Genomic DNA, 14,351 nt, shown 5'->3' with positions numbered 1-14,351 from the left:
CGGCCGTCGGCGATCTCGATCACCCGCGCCGCGTTGGCGGCGATCGCCGCATCATGCGTCACCAGGATCACCGTGTGGCCCTGCGCGTGCAGGCGCTTCAGCTCGGCCATCACCTGCTGGCCACTGGCGTGATCGAGCGCACCGGTCGGCTCGTCGGCCAGCACGATCGCGCCGCCGTTCATCAGCGAGCGGGCAATGGACACGCGCTGCTGCTGGCCACCGGACAGCTGACCCGGCCGGTTCCCGGTGCGTTCGCCCAGCCCCAGCGCTTCCAGCAGCGTGCGTGCGCGCGCAGTGCGCGTCTGTGCGTCCACGCCCGCATAGACTGCCGGCAGCGCTACGTTCTCGGTGGCACTCAGGTTCTCCATCAGGTTGTAGCGCTGGAAGATGAAGCCGAAATGCTCACGGCGCAGGCGTGCCAGCGCGTCCGGCGCCATCTGTTCGGTGGCCTCGCCGTTCACGCGATAGCTGCCCTCGGTCGGCCGGTCCAGGCAGCCCAGGATGTTCATCAGCGTGGACTTGCCCGAACCCGAGGGGCCAATGATGGCGATGAACTCGCCGGCGTTGATGCGCAGCGAGACCTCCTTCAGCACCACCACCTCGCCGGCGGCCGAGCGATAGGCGCGCGATACGCCCTCCAGTTCCAGCAGTGCATGGGCCATGCTCACATCCCCAGCAGGCTGGCGCGTTCGGCGTCGCCACCGCTGGGCGCCTGTCCAACCACCACGTTATCGCCCGCTTTCAGGCCAGACAGGATCTGCACGGCGGTGGCGGTGCGCAGGCCGGTCGTCACCGCACGTTCCTCAGCGCGGCCCTTGGCATCGACCACGCGCACGGTGCCGCGGTTGCCATCCTTGTCATCCGGCTCGGCCAGTGCCGTCAATGGCACCTGCAGCGCGTTGGCGACCCGCGCCAGCTGCAGGGTCACTTTCACCGTCATCGAAGGCTTCAGCTTCAGGCCAGGATTGGCTACATCGAACAGCCCGGCGTAGTACACCGCTTTCGGCGTCTGCGCAGAGCTGCCCGCATTGCCGGAAGCGGCCTCGGCAATCGAGGTCGGCGCTGGCTCCAGCTGCTGCAGATGGGATTCATAACGGCGCCCGCTCGGCCCCAGCGTCGAGAACCACAACGGCAGGCCGGGTGCGACCAGTTCCACATCCGCCTCGGCGATCTCGGCACGCACGGTCATCGTATCCATCTGCGCCAGCATCACGATGGTTGGCGTGGTCTGCATCGAGTTCAACGTCTGCCCGGCCTTGGTGACGATGGCCACGATGTAGCCGTCGCTGGGCGAGACGATGCGGGTATAGCCCAGATTGATCCGTGCAGTTTCGACCTGGGTCACAGCCTGGTCGATCTGCGCCTGCAACGAGGCCACCTCCGAACGCGCCGCATCGCGTGCCACGCGCGCGGCTTCGAAGCCTTCCTGCGACACCAGGCGCGATGCCACCAGCTGCGACTGGCGCTGGTAAGCACGACTGGCCTGCGCATAGCGCGCCAGGCTGGCCGCATGCTGGGCACGCAGCGTATTGGTGGCCGCCTCGGCGCTTCGCAGCGCGATCCGCTGCGGTTGTGAATCGACCTCGGCGATCAGATCGCCGGCCCGCACGCGCTGGCCCAGCACCACATGAAGGCGCTTGACCTGGCCGGACACCTGCGCGCCCACCGCCACCAGCTCCTTCGGATGGACCCGGCCGACCGCCTGTACGGTCTTCTCCAGATCCGCCACCCTTGCCGGCGCGGTGATCAGCGCGGCATCATCGCCGCCTGCAAACGTCCACCATCCAGCACCGGCGGCCAACGTGGCCACGGCGGCAGCAATCATCCAGGTCCTGCGGTTGCTCATCGAAACGCCCGGTTGCGGGCAGTCACCCAATGCGACCGCCGGAGCCGCAGTCTGGAAGACACTGATGGACGTTTCTTGGAGCCACCGTGGAGATTGCATGGAGGCGCCGCGGCCGTTCAGGCACCAGCGCCACGCCTGAACGCGATAGCTCCGCGTCCACGCAATCTCGACACAATCTCGACCGAATCTCCATCAACGGTCGCTAGCCTCGTCGGCCTCGCCGACCGCCTGTTTGCCGTGTCCCTTTCCTACCCGGACCTGCCACCCATCGATGTGCGCCGTGCCTACGTGGCATGGTGTGCGCCTTCGCCATGGTTGATAGCACTGGTGCTGGCATCGACCAGCACGTGGATGTGGGTCGCGCCGTATCCGGGCCTGCCATTGCTGGCCGGCTTCGGGGCCGCCGCACTGGTGGGGTTCGGCAGTGATGGGCCCGGCCGCACCCGCCGCACCGGGTCCCTCGCATCGCTGGCCTTGATCGGCCTGGCGGTCTGGGCGGCAATGCACCCGGCCGCCAACGTCAACCTGCATCTGCTGCTTGCCCTTGCCACCACCGTGGTGGCCGCCCTGCTGGCAGTGCGCCTGCACACCATCGCGCGCATGGCTGCACGGCTGCAGGCCCGGGTGGACGCCACCCCCATGGCCTCGCGCTGGAGCAAGCTACCCTCGGCGGTGTCCACCCTGATGCAGCAGCAGCTGCGCGGCGCGGCTGCGGTGGAACCCAGCCTGCAGCGCACGCTGGTGCTGGCCACACTGGCCTGGGCAGCCAACGAGGAAGCACAGGCCATGGAGCGCCGCCGATGACCCAGCCCCTTCCCGCCCTGCCCTCGAACCCGCAGCACGCAATGAGACATGAACTCCGTAGCCGACCCGCGCCCCTGGTCCTGATTGCCGAAGATGAAGGCGAAATAGCCGATATCCTCGGTGCCTACCTGGCCCGTTCCGGCCTGCGCAGCGCACGCGCCGCCGACGGCGAGGCGGCGCTCGCCAGCCATCGCCAGCTGCGCCCGGACCTGGTGCTGCTGGACGTGCAGATGCCCAGGCTCGATGGCTGGCAGGTATTAAGCGAACTGCGGCGGCGCGGCAACACGCCAGTGATCATGCTCACCGCGCTCGACCAGGACGTGGACAGGCTGACCGGCCTGCGCGTGGGTGCCGACGACTACGTGGCCAAACCATTCAATCCCGCTGAGATCGTTGCACGCATCCAGGCCGTGCTGCGCCGCAGTGCCCCCACCGCCGCCGAAGAACCCAACGGGTTGATCCGCCAGGGGCCGTTCGAGATCGATCTGCGCAGCCACGAGGTGACGGTGCGCACCGGCGAGCAGGTGCACGCACTGAGCGTCACCCTCACCGAGTTCCGGCTGCTGGTGCATATGGCGCGCGCGCCGCGCCAGGTGCATGCGCGCGCGGACCTGCTGCATGCCTGCCTGCCCGAAGGTGATGCGCAGGAACGTACCGTCGACAGCCACGTCAGCAAGCTGCGGCGCAAGCTTGAAGAGGTGGGCGTGATCGGCATTCCCGCCACCATCCGTGGCGTCGGCTACCGTTTCCTGGACTGATCGATGAATCCCAAAGGCAAGAGCATCGGCCGCCAGATCACCCTCTCCATCACGGTCGCCTCGTTGTGTTCGACGGTGCTCTCGATCAGTGGCTTCTATCTGTTCTATTACCTGCTGGAGGTGTTCTATCCGCGCTGGTACGACGCGCCGGAAACGATCATGCCGTCCGGGCTGGAATGGCTGTGGATCGGCTTGACCGCCACCGTGGTGGTCATCTTCGCCACGCTGGTCGCCTCGCGCCTGACCCGGCGCATCATCACCCCGTTGAACTCGGTGGCCGAGAGCCTGCGCCGGGTGGCCAGCGGGGATCTGGAAGCGCGTGCACGTGGCGGCAACACCACGATGGCCGAAGCGGCCACGCTGGTCAGTGATTTCAACTCGATGGCCGAACGGCTCAGCCGGATGTCCGAGAACCGTGTGTTCTGGAACGCGGCGATCGCGCACGAACTGCGCACGCCGATGACCATCCTGCGCGGCCGCCTGCAGGGTATTGCCGAGGGTGTGTTCGAGCCGGGCCCCGAGCAGTTCAACAGCATGCTCACCCAGCTCGAAGGACTCACCCGCATCATCGAAGACCTGCGCGTGGTCAGCCTGGCCGAGAGCGGTCACCTCGATCTGCGCCTGCAGCGCAGCGACGTCAGCGTGCAGGTGGCCGCGGTGGTGGAAGCAATGTCCGACGCACTGGCCGAAAGCGGGTTTTCGGTGACCCTGGAGGCACGGCCGTCACTGGCGGACTGCGATCCGGCCCGCATCCGCCAGGCGGTGCTGGCGCTGCTGGAAAACGCACGACGCCATGCCGTCCCCTGCCCACTGCGGGTTCGTGTCACGCTGGCCGAAGGCCATTGCACCGTGACAGTGGAAGACGGCGGCCCCGGCGTGCCCGACGAGCTTCGCGACAGCATCTTCGAGGCGTTCCAGCGCACCGATGTCTCGCGATCGCGACAGAGCGGAGGCTCCGGCCTAGGCCTGGCCGTGGTGCGGGCGATTGCCGTGGCCCATCACGGAACGGCGCAGTGCCGCCCGACCGAACGCGGCGGCAGCGCGTTCGAGCTCCGTTGGCCGGTGCATGCGCGTCGTTGAGGACGCGGCAGACGCTGCCCTGGTAGCGGCCCACCTTTGATGGGCATTCGCTTCGCTGAACGGCGCCGGTTTCTCCACGCAATCTCCATCGATCCTCCATGCCCGCTCCAAAGGGCCGCAGATACTGGGCGCAACCCGGGAGATGGCAGGCATCCGTCCCCTGCCCTGTCCCCGACCCACCCAGGCATCCCATGAAACACCCCAACGATCCAGCGGCAGCCGCCGGCAGCATCGGGCAGCAGAATGCGGCCGCCACTCTGAAGGCGATCCTGCGCACCTATCCCTGGCAGCTCACCGGCACGTTCTCGCTGGTGGCGCTGGAGAACACCCTGCTGCTGGCCTATCCGTTGTTCGCCGGCTTCGCGGTGGACGCGATCATCAGCGGCAACATCGGCCATGCCGTTTCCTATGCCGGCGTGGTGCTGTTGTTCTGGTTGGTCGGCGCCGCCCGTCGAGCGGTCGATACCCGCACCTTCACCCGCATCTATGCCGATCTGGCAGTGAGCGTGGTGCAGGCACAGCGCCGCCTGGGCCAGGCCACGTCCACCTCGGCGGCACGCGTGGTGCTGGCCCGCGAGTTCGTCGACTTCTTTGAAAAGCACGTCCCGATCATCGCCACCGCGCTGGCATCCATGTTCGGTGCGGTGGCCATGCTGCTGGCGATCGAACCGATGGTCGGTGCCGCTGGCCTGGTCACCCTGCTCGGGGCCCTGCTGGTACTGCCGTCGTTCGCACGCCGCAACGAGCAATTGCATGTCCGGCTGAACAACCGCCTGGAACACGAGATCCGCCTGGTCGACCGGGTCAGCCCCTCGGTACTGCGCCGCCACTACACCACGCTGTCGCGCCTGCGCATCCTGCTGTCCGATCGCGAAGCCGGCGCCTATGTGGTGATCGGGCTGGCTGCTGCGGCATTGTTCGCGCTGACCATCGGCCGCCTTGCCACCACCGACGGAGTTACCCCGGGCCATGTGTACGCGGTGATGACCTACCTTTGGACGTTCGTCGGCAGCCTGGATGATGCACCGTCGATGGTGGATCAGCTGGCACGGTTGAAGGACATCGGCCGCCGCGTCAGCCCCGGCATGGAGGATGCGGAGCGCAAGGACGCCGCTTGACCGGTAGATGCCCACCTTGGTGGATACCGGTGGAAGCCAGCGCCAACCAAGGTTGGCGGCTGACAGGAGCGATAGGCGCCCATGCGCCGCTTGGCGCTACAGGAACTCCGCCATGCGCTGCAGTTCGTCTTCAAGCGCGCCACGAAACACCTTGTCGCGGGCCAGCGACTTGCCGGCATAGCCCACGCTGGACACCAACTCACCCTCGCGCACGCTGAGATTGGCCCAGCCCACCACCTGGTCGTGCCACAACACCGGCAGTGCGTAGTAGCCATACTGGCGCTTCGGTGCAGGCGTGTAGGCCTCGAACTTGTACACCCATCCCCACAGCAGCTCGAAGCGACGGCGGTCCCACACCACCGGGTCGAACGGCGCCAGCAGGCGCACCTGTTCGTCCGGTGCATAGCGGCGCGAACGCGGATTCTCGTCCGCCGGCCAGTACCAGGTGGTGCCCTCCAGCGTGCAGCTGGCCAGCTGCTGCTTGGCCAGCGCCAGTGCCTTGCGGGTCTGCTCGGCCAGATGCGGTGCACCATAGCCCAGCAGGCGCACCAGATAGGTCAGGCTGGCCGATGGCAGCGGCGCGTACTTGCGCACCACCAGGTCGATCAGCGCGGCCGCGCGCTCGACCTGCGCTTGTTCGCTGGCATCTGGCTCGGCATGCGCGGCCACTGCATAGATGCGGGTGCCACTGTCGCGCCGCTGTACGCGCAGCAGGCCGCGGTAGTGCATGCCGTCCAGCAGGTGCGTGCTGGCATTGCTGGTGCCGCCCCAGTAGTTGGTCACCCGGCCATGCGCAAACGCCTGGTCAACCTCGCGGGGGTGCACACTGCCGCGCTCGCGCACGAACGCCAGCACCTCGGCAGCGCGGCGATGGGTCTCGGCGTCCCACTCGCGCTTGGCCGCGCGTGGGTGCATCAACGCCAGATGCTCGCGCGGCAGGAAGCCGTAGTTCACCAGGCAGTCCTCTTCCACCGGCAGGCGCGCATAACGACGTTCAAGATCACCTGCGCGGTAGTCCTTCACCCGGTGCCGCAGGGTCAGGTCCTGCGCGCGTGCCGGTGCCCGGATCGGGTCGGCCTGCACGAAGCCCAGCTTCCGGATCGCGGTCAGCAGCGTGGTCGGCTTGAACAGGGTGCGCGCCACCGCATAGCGGCGCAGATCTTCAAGGGTGGGCGTAGCTGGCATGGCCGCATTGTAGATCCACGCCATGCGTGGATGGGAACACGGCAATTCCCCCGAGGGCTAGCGCTCATCGCACCCGGACACTTCACCGGGCCCAACTACAGGCGCTGCCAGACCACGCCTTCACCGCGGCGAAAGTACACCGCCACGGCGCGGCCGTAGATCCGGTCCGCATCGACCCAGCCGAAGAAGCGGCCGTCCAGGCTGTTGCCACGGTGATCGCCCAGCACCAGCACCTTGCCGGCAGGTACCCGCAGATCGGCAATGTCCGGGCCTCCGCCATGCGTTAGATCCAGTCGGGCCTGCCGCTTGCCGAACCGTTCCACGTCAGTCATGGCAGTCATCTGCAAAGGCTGGCCATTGATGGTCAATCGTCCCTCCTGCAAGCGCACGCGGTCCCCGGCTACTGCGACCACGCGCTTGATCATGCGCACGCCATCGGCCGGGGAAGCGAACACCACCACCTCCCCGCGTTGCGGCACGTTGTCGCCCATCAGCTTCAGCCCGGTGAAAGGCAGGCGCAGGCCGTGCGCCCGCATGTCGACAACCACACGATCACCCGGCTGCAGGGTCGGCTGCATTGAACCGGTTGGCACCACGTAGTGATTTGCCAAGGTGTCGCGTGCAGCCAGGAACAGGCTCAGCAGCATCAGCAGCGGCAAAGCCTGCTTCTTCAGCCACAGCAGCGCTCGCTGGGGCAACGCGCGCGGGAAGGGGCATGCATTGAGGGCTCCGGAAGATGATGGAAGGGTCCAGCCCCCAGCCTAGACGTACGGCTCTGGGCCATGCATAGGACAAATTCCAGATGTCCTCCCTGGGCGCATGAAGTGCCCATCCGGAGGGCTGTCCGGCCTGGCTCGACGTTACAGCGCGCCGTCCGCATCCAGCATCTGCAACGACCCGATCACCAGCGCCCGCATGCCCTGCTTGAACTCGGTGATCACCTGGCCCTCTTCGTCATCCGCAATCGCGTAGATGGTGTCGGCGCCGGCGATGCAGTAGAACGCGATTGTGGCCAGCAGCCAGCGTGCCTTGTCCATCGGCAGGCCGAAGACTTCGGCCACGTGCGCCTGGTGGGAGGCGATCTTCTCCAGCATCGGCGCGGTCGCCACCGTGCGCCGCAGCAGGTACGGCGGCAGCCCGGGATGCGCCTTCACCACCTCGCACAACGATTCCACGAACACCATCAGATAGCCCTGCAGGCCGCCCGCCGCATCGGCCGAGGCGCGCGGAATCTGCCAGCGCTGGAACACCGCCTCGGCCACCAGGCGCTTCAGCGCCTCCAGGTTGGCCACGCGCTTGTACAGCGCGGCCTGGGTCACCGCCAGTTCGGCGGCCACGTTGGCCATGGTCAGGTTGGGCAGGCCCAGGCGGATGCCGATGTCGGCCAGGCGCTCGGGGGTGATGGTGGGCGGGCGGCCACGGGTCGGCGCCGTTGGATCGGGGTGCGGGCTCATACGGTGCGTGTTCATACCCTGCCGAGGGTGCCAGCAAAGGGACCCTCTTGTCCGCTTCGGTCTATTTAGTTTAATTTACTCAACTAATTCGGAATGCGTCTGGTTCGCACTCATGGCGCCGCCCGAACCGAGCCCCAGGCTCACTTCCCGCCAGGTCCCCACCCAGCCGACAACCCTGCGCTGCGCGCTCTTCCCGTGCTTGCCGATGGCAGCGCGCCAGGCGCGCTCGCCCTCGCGATTCACAGGACTCTGGCATGACCGTGTACCCCTTCTCCTCTCCACAAACCCGAGCTGCCGCCGCGTCCTGCAGCCAGCCACTCCCACACGGCCTGGCCCGGCGCTACCGCGCATCGGCGCTCGCGCTTGGCCTGATGGCATCGTGCGCCGCGCTGGCCGAAACCGCGCCGTCCACCCTGCCCTCGGTGCAGGTGCAGGAACAGCGCCGGGTCACCGCAGACTATGCCGGCGGTCAGGTGGCCGCCGGCGGCCGTATGGGCCTGCTCGGCGACAAGGATTTCATGGACACGCCGTTCAGTACGGTCAGCTATACCGAGTCCTTCATCCGCGACCGCCAGGCCAAGGACCTGACCGACGTCATCGCCGCCACCGACCCCACCGTCTTCAGCAACGGCGTCACCGGCGCATGGAGCGAGAACTACGCGATCCGCGGCTTCGCCTCCAGCACCAGCGACACCACCTTCAACGGCCTCAGCGGCATGGCGCCGTACTACCGTACCTCGCCGGAGATGTTCGAACGCATCGAGGTGCTGAAAGGCCCCTCCGCGCTGCTCAATGGCATGCCGCCGGGCGGCTCGGTGGGCGGCGCGGTGAACCTGGTGCCCAAGCGCGCTGGCGAGCAGCCGCTGTTGCGGGTCAGCGCCAACTTCGCCTCCGATGCGCAGTTCGGCACCCATGTGGACATGGGCCGTCGGCTCGGCGCCGACAAACAGTTCGGCATCCGCTTCAACGGCGCGTACCGTGATGGCGATGGCGCGGTCGGCAAGCAGCGCAAGAAGGTGCAGCTCGGTTCGCTGGCACTGGACTGGCGCGGCGAGCGTGCGCGGCTGTCGGCCGATCTGTACAGCGCCGATGACCGTGTTGATGGCCCTGCACGTGGCGTCGGCCTGGCGCCCGGCGTCGCCATTCCGCGGCCGCCGCGTGGCGATACGCTGATCAACCCGGACTGGGCCTACGTGGACAGCCAGGACAAGGGCGCGATGCTGCGCGGCGAACTGGACATCAACGATAGCCTGATGGCCTACCTCGCGTACGGCACCAGCAGGACCGACTACCGCTACAACGGCTCGATCAGCGCGCAGATCCTCAACCCGGCGGGTGACTTCACCACCGTGATCGGCCAGCTCGCGTTCGACATCAAGAAGCAATCCGGTGACGCCGGCCTGCGCGGCAGCTTCCGTACCGGCAGCGTGGGCCACCAATGGGCCGCCAACGTGACCCACTATCAGCATACCCAGAACGACTACGGCCGCCGCAGCGTGCCGGGCTGGGACTGGACCACCAACCTGTACAACCCGGTGTGGGGCCCGGCCGCGCCGTTCGTAGCACCACACATCTCGCATACCGAACTGCGGCTGGACAGCATCGGCTTCGCCGACACCTTGTCCTTTGCCGATGAACGTGTGCAGCTGACGCTGGGTGTGCGCCGCCAGCAGGTGGTCAGCGAGACCTTCAACGTGGCCACGGGTGCACGCACCTCACGCTACGACGAGAGCGCCACTACCCCGGCAGCGGCGCTGCTGGTGAAGGCGACCGACACGGTCTCCCTCTACACCAACTACATCGAAGGCCTCAGCCAGGGCGCCACCGCGCCGATGACCGCTGCCAATGCCGGTGAAGTGTTCGCACCGTTCCGCACCAGGCAGAAGGAGCTGGGCCTGAAGCTGGACCTGGGCCGCTTCGCGCACACCTTCAGCGTGTACGAGATCAAGCGGCCGAGCAGCTACACCGACCCGGTCACGAATATCTTCTCGTTTGGCGGCGAGCAACGTAACCGCGGTGTGGAATGGGGCTTCTTCGGCACACCCATCGACGGCGTGCGTCTGCTGGGTGGCGTGGCCTACGTGCAGCCGAAGCTGACCCGCACGGCAGGCGGCGTGAATGAAGGACGCATCGCCACCGCCGTGGCGCAGCGGCAGGCCAAGCTGGGCGTGGAGTGGGATGTGCCTGCGCTGGAAGGCCTGACCCTGACAGGTAATGCCACGTCGATGTCGCAGCAGTACATCAGTGCCGACAACCGCCTGTCGGTGCCGGGCCGCACGTTGTTCGACGTGGGCGCGCGCTACAGCACCACGCTAGCCGGGCGGCCCCTTGCGCTGCGGGCCACCGTGAACAACGTGACCAACAAGTCTTATTGGGGCATGCCGTTACTGTCCAGCCTGGCACTGGGTGCACCGAGGACGGTGCTGCTGTCGGCAACGATGGATTTCTGAGAAGGCATCCACGCATGGCGTGGATCTAATGTGGAGCCGAGCATAGGCTCGGCTCCACAGCAGAAGTTGGGGCCGGATTCCGTTGCCGAGCCAAGAGGATGAGACCCCGATGCAGGCTCACCTACCAGGCCATGCGCAAGCCCACTTGGCCACCCACGTTCCGATAGCCGCGGTCACCGCGCTGCACGCTCACGCCACCCCACGCACCCCAGCGCTGGCCCAGCTTCAGCTCGGCACCGGCCTGCACCTCGTAGCGGTTGCGCGGCACGTCCGCACCCGGCGTGTCACCGTTGAACTGCAACGTGCTGGCGCCGCTGTCACGCAGCCAGTTTACGCTGAGGTAGGGCTGCACCGTGTTGCCCGCTGCAGTCGCATGACCAAACACGCGCACGCCCAGGCGCCCGCTCAGGCCACCGGCATCGGCATGGTCAATCACCGTGCCATTGCTCTCCACGTGGCGATCAGCGCGGAAATCGACATGGCCCAGCTGCAGCTGCGGCTGCACGTACAGCGCGCTGGCGTTGCCCTGCCACACGTTGAAGGTGTAGCCGGTCTCCAGCGACGCACTGGCCATGCGGGAGTCGTAGTGCTCCGGCGCCAGGCCCACGCCCTGCACGCGGTTATCGAAACGGCCGTACTGCAGGGCCGCATCGATGTATGCACCCTGCGTGCCGTCAGCCGCCTGCAACCAGGTGCCGTACACACCTAGCGCGCTGCCACGCACCCGACCCTTGGCGCTGTAGCCGGTCAGATCGGACACTGCGCTGCTGTCGGCACGCCCCGTACCCAACATCACGCCGAATGCAGCGTTGCCTCGGCGAACAAGGTCACTGCCGATCTGCAGCACCGAGGTGTTGCCATCGATCGACAGCTGACCGCCGACCGCGCTGAAGTCCGCCTGCTGCCGGCCCACGAGCGCCCACGCGGCACGGCCTTCATCCAGCGGGACGGTACCGATGCGGTCGTTCATACGATGGGAAAACATGTTGATGGCTGCCGACTGGTTTGCCAAGTACGCACCGGCTTCCGGGCGCAGCAGCCGAGGCGGAGTGATGGGGTCAACCGGATCGATCGGGTCAATCGGCGCACAGCCCGGCAGCGACGGATCGACCTGGCACGGGTCGGGCGTCGTCGGCAGTTCGGAACGCAGGTACCAGTTGCCCTCGCCACCAGCCACACCACCCTTGTGCAGGAAGTACTCATACGTACCGGCCACGGCACGTCCGGCCAGCGTGTAGCGGGCCAGCGACGCGCCATCAACCCGGATCAGTTCGATCCCGTCCAGCGTTTGCGCACCGAGGCCGCCGACGTTGTTTACCACCACCTGCGCATCGCCCCGCGCGTCGCCATGCACGTAAAGGCGGTCGATGGCCGAATCGTCCCCCTGCAATGCACCGTTGAACAGGAACGTCGCAGCGGTCGTATCCAGATCACCGGCCACGGTCAACGTGTTGAAACCGCGCCCGTCGGACAGTGCAAGGCCACTGCCGTTGACCTGCAGCGATTCGACCGCAGTATCGCCGGTCAACGTCCATTGGCTGCCACTGTCCAGCGAGACGCCGTGCAGCCGATCCGAGCGGCCCACCCACAGCGAGCCCTCCGACAGGTGCACGTGCAGCTCCGACTGCGGCGCCCGGCCCGCCGCCAGATCGTCGGGATTGATGACGATGTCGCCCTGCATCCGCGCGCCCTCCGCCAAGGCCACGTCGAAGCGACCGGCCACGGCCGCATCCAGCTGCACGGCGATGCCGTTGCCACCGTACAGCACCGCGCCCTTGCCCAGCGCCAGTCCGGCATCACGCGTGGAACGGATCCAGGCGCCGCCGTGCTGCTGGCTTACCAGCGATCCGCCATCGATCTGCAGGCGCCCGCCATCGTTGATTACTGCCGTCCATGAGCCCTCACCCTCGGTCAATACGTGGGTGTCGTGCAGCACAACTTCGCCAGTGCCACCGGCCTTCACACCGGTCGCGTCTGTACCGGAGGTACGTACCACCGAGCCGTCCAAACGGATAGTGCCGCCCTGTCGTGCAACCACCGCCGAAGCCTGGTCGCCCTCGGTCGTGATCCAGGAACCCACCATGTCTACCGTGGGAGGCGTTGCGCCGACACGGCTGCCATCAGCCAGGAGGGCCGTTGCTCCGTGGCCCGATGCCTGCAACACACTCTCGTGGACCGTGGCCTTGCCACCTTCCAACCACAGGGCCACGCCGGAATCGGCCAGCGCGCTGAGGCTGGAACCGCGCACCTCCAGCGCGTTGTTGCCCGACGAGCGAATACCGTTCCCGCCACTGATGAAACTCGATTCAACCTTGGCCGTATTGCGCTCTCCGATGATGGAGAGGCCTGTGCCGGATCTGGCGCCTTCTACGCCTGCAGCAGCCTCAAGCCGGCTCTCGCCGACCAGGACGGTATGGTCACTACCCGTTATTGATACTGCATTGCTCCCGCTGGAAGAAACAATGCTGTTTCCAAGGGTGAGCTGGCTTCCGTCGCCGCGGACGTCGACCGCTATGTAGGTAGCGCTCAGCTGGCTGCCGGATACCGTGCCCATGCCACTGTTCAGGTCCAACGCGATGACCCCGCTCAGCTCGCTGCCGGCGATATCCAGCTGCCCCTTGTAGATACGTGCCGCCACGCCGCCTCCAGCATGAATCCGGCTGGCGTAGACCTGTGCCATCCCTCCGTCGGCCAGCGACAGGCCCGCCGGACTGAATCCCTTTTCCTGGTCGCTCAGGACGATCTCAACGCCATGCAGCGCCACCCGTGCACTCTCGCGTACAACAATGCCCTCGGGCTCGAAGAACGACCCCGGTGCAGCCGGTTGTTCAACGATGCGGACATTCCGCAGCACGACCTCCGATGTTCCCGTGGCCAGGATGCCGGTGCCCGAACTCCCCTGCAGGTCCACCTGCACGCCCTCCAGCAGCGACGTTCCACCGGTCGCTACGAAGGCCGTGTCGCTGTTCGAGGTGATCTTCCCGCCCCGCATCTGCAGGCTGCCGTCCTGTACCGAGATACCAGCGCCACTGCTTTCGGCCGTCGTGATACCGACGTTCTCGAGGATAACGTCCCCTCCGTCCACCGAAACTCCGGTGCTTCGCCAACCTCCCACCGAAATGTCCATGTTCGAGACATGCACCGATGCCGCGGACCTCGCGGAAATGCCGTGTGCATCGCTTCCATTGGTCTGGATGCTGCCGCCATCCAGCACGATCCGGCTGCCGTCGCCTTCCGCCAGGACCGCTGGACGGCCGCTGCCCGACTGGTACAGGTTCACCGCGCCTGCGGGGACGATGGAACCGCCGTTGAGCGCGTGAAAGAGTGGACGGCTGGAGGCTCGATAGTCACCGGCTGCAGGCGTCTGCTCATCGCCATCGGCGATGACCTGCTGCGCCAGCACCGGGAAGCCGGCGAGCACGCCAGCAAGCAGCCCCAAAGAGGGGACGACACGTTGATTGCGACACATGAAAGCGCTCCGACGAAAGGCAATGTCGCAAATGGTGCTTTCTGTCGCAGAGCTCATCCATGCAACTTGTTGCAATCAGGCAGTACAGGGGTCGGCGGGTTCATCTGGCGTTGCGCGGCCCGCATTGCAGACCCGCGCTGGCAGCCAGGAACGCCGCCGGGCGTGGGCCCGGCGCTACAACGATGCT

At 66.8% G+C, this 14,351-nt stretch carries 11 protein-coding genes; 5 read left to right on the top strand and 6 right to left on the bottom strand.

What is annotated here, in order from left to right; genetic code table 11:
- Positions 1 to 662: ATP-binding cassette domain-containing protein (locus N5E02_RS02405; RefSeq protein ID WP_279945791.1), on the bottom strand; the 662-nt coding region annotated here is incomplete at its 3' end.
- 2 nt (positions 663 to 664) lie between these two features.
- Complete coding sequence (locus tag N5E02_RS02400) at positions 665 to 1,846, bottom strand: efflux RND transporter periplasmic adaptor subunit (RefSeq protein WP_279945790.1); 1,182 nt, start codon at positions 1,844 to 1,846, stop codon at positions 665 to 667.
- Positions 1,847 to 2,083: 237 nt separating this feature from the next.
- Between N5E02_RS02400 and N5E02_RS02395 the strand changes: the two genes are divergently transcribed.
- The 4 genes from N5E02_RS02395 to N5E02_RS02380 all read left to right on the top strand — a co-directional run bounded on the left by N5E02_RS02395 (position 2,084) and on the right by N5E02_RS02380 (position 5,606).
- Positions 2,084 to 2,650, top strand: a complete 567-nt coding sequence (locus N5E02_RS02395; RefSeq protein WP_279945789.1) for a hypothetical protein — start codon at positions 2,084 to 2,086, stop codon at positions 2,648 to 2,650.
- A gap of 41 nt (positions 2,651 to 2,691) precedes the next feature.
- A complete protein-coding gene (locus N5E02_RS02390) occupies positions 2,692 to 3,408 on the top strand; it encodes a response regulator (protein WP_032954218.1) in 717 nt (238 codons plus the stop codon).
- A 3-nt stretch (positions 3,409 to 3,411) separates the two neighbouring features.
- A complete protein-coding gene (locus tag N5E02_RS02385) occupies positions 3,412 to 4,488 on the top strand; it encodes an ATP-binding protein (RefSeq protein WP_005416672.1) in 1,077 nt (358 codons plus the stop codon).
- 191 nt (positions 4,489 to 4,679) lie between these two features.
- A complete protein-coding gene (locus N5E02_RS02380; protein WP_279945788.1) occupies positions 4,680 to 5,606 on the top strand; it encodes an ABC transporter six-transmembrane domain-containing protein in 927 nt (308 codons plus the stop codon).
- 96 nt (positions 5,607 to 5,702) lie between these two features.
- Here N5E02_RS02380 and N5E02_RS02375 read toward each other — a convergent pair whose 3' ends face one another.
- The 3 genes from N5E02_RS02375 to N5E02_RS02365 form a co-directional block, all read right to left on the bottom strand.
- On the bottom strand, positions 5,703 to 6,815 hold the full coding sequence (locus N5E02_RS02375; protein ID WP_235649644.1) for a crosslink repair DNA glycosylase YcaQ family protein: 1,113 nt from the start codon (positions 6,813 to 6,815) through the stop codon (positions 5,703 to 5,705).
- A gap of 71 nt (positions 6,816 to 6,886) precedes the next feature.
- Entirely contained in the window at positions 6,887 to 7,489 is a 603-nt protein-coding gene (gene lepB / locus N5E02_RS02370) for a signal peptidase I (protein ID WP_315973896.1), read from the bottom strand.
- 162 nt (positions 7,490 to 7,651) lie between these two features.
- The gene (locus N5E02_RS02365) at positions 7,652 to 8,245 is read right to left on the bottom strand and encodes a TetR/AcrR family transcriptional regulator (protein ID WP_139727151.1); all 594 of its coding nucleotides are present in this window, start codon (positions 8,243 to 8,245) and stop codon (positions 7,652 to 7,654) included.
- Positions 8,246 to 8,499: 254 nt separating this feature from the next.
- On the opposite strand from N5E02_RS02365, the gene N5E02_RS02360 reads away from it, so the two are divergent.
- Positions 8,500 to 10,695, top strand: coding sequence for a TonB-dependent siderophore receptor (locus tag N5E02_RS02360; RefSeq protein WP_188238547.1), 2,196 nt, complete (start codon positions 8,500 to 8,502; stop codon positions 10,693 to 10,695).
- Positions 10,696 to 10,816: 121 nt separating this feature from the next.
- Here N5E02_RS02360 and N5E02_RS02355 read toward each other — a convergent pair whose 3' ends face one another.
- Positions 10,817 to 14,164, bottom strand: a complete 3,348-nt coding sequence (locus tag N5E02_RS02355; protein WP_188238546.1) for an autotransporter outer membrane beta-barrel domain-containing protein — start codon at positions 14,162 to 14,164, stop codon at positions 10,817 to 10,819.
- Between the last annotated feature and the right edge of the window lie 187 nt (positions 14,165 to 14,351).

This window comes from Stenotrophomonas sp. GD03777 (assembly GCF_029842485.1).
GTDB lineage: Bacteria > Pseudomonadota > Gammaproteobacteria > Xanthomonadales > Xanthomonadaceae > Stenotrophomonas > Stenotrophomonas sepilia.
Note: the sequence above shows the minus strand (reverse complement) of the source record. Positions and strands in the feature narration are given on the sequence as shown.

Excerpts from the sequence above, each read along its gene's own strand:
- N5E02_RS02390 (WP_032954218.1), top strand. The coding sequence starts at position 2,692 with ATGAGACATGAACTCCGTAGCCGACCCGCGCCCCTGGTCCTGATTGCC.
- N5E02_RS02385 (WP_005416672.1), top strand. The coding sequence starts at position 3,412 with ATGAATCCCAAAGGCAAGAGCATCGGCCGCCAGATCACCCTCTCCATC.
- N5E02_RS02355 (WP_188238546.1), bottom strand. The coding sequence starts at position 14,164 with ATGTGTCGCAATCAACGTGTCGTCCCCTCTTTGGGGCTGCTTGCTGGC.
- N5E02_RS02400 (WP_279945790.1), bottom strand. The coding sequence starts at position 1,846 with ATGAGCAACCGCAGGACCTGGATGATTGCTGCCGCCGTGGCCACGTTG.
- N5E02_RS02375 (WP_235649644.1), bottom strand. The coding sequence starts at position 6,815 with ATGGCGTGGATCTACAATGCGGCCATGCCAGCTACGCCCACCCTTGAA.
- N5E02_RS02365 (WP_139727151.1), bottom strand. The coding sequence starts at position 8,245 with ATGAGCCCGCACCCCGATCCAACGGCGCCGACCCGTGGCCGCCCGCCC.
- N5E02_RS02360 (WP_188238547.1), top strand. The coding sequence starts at position 8,500 with ATGACCGTGTACCCCTTCTCCTCTCCACAAACCCGAGCTGCCGCCGCG.
- N5E02_RS02380 (WP_279945788.1), top strand. The coding sequence starts at position 4,680 with ATGAAACACCCCAACGATCCAGCGGCAGCCGCCGGCAGCATCGGGCAG.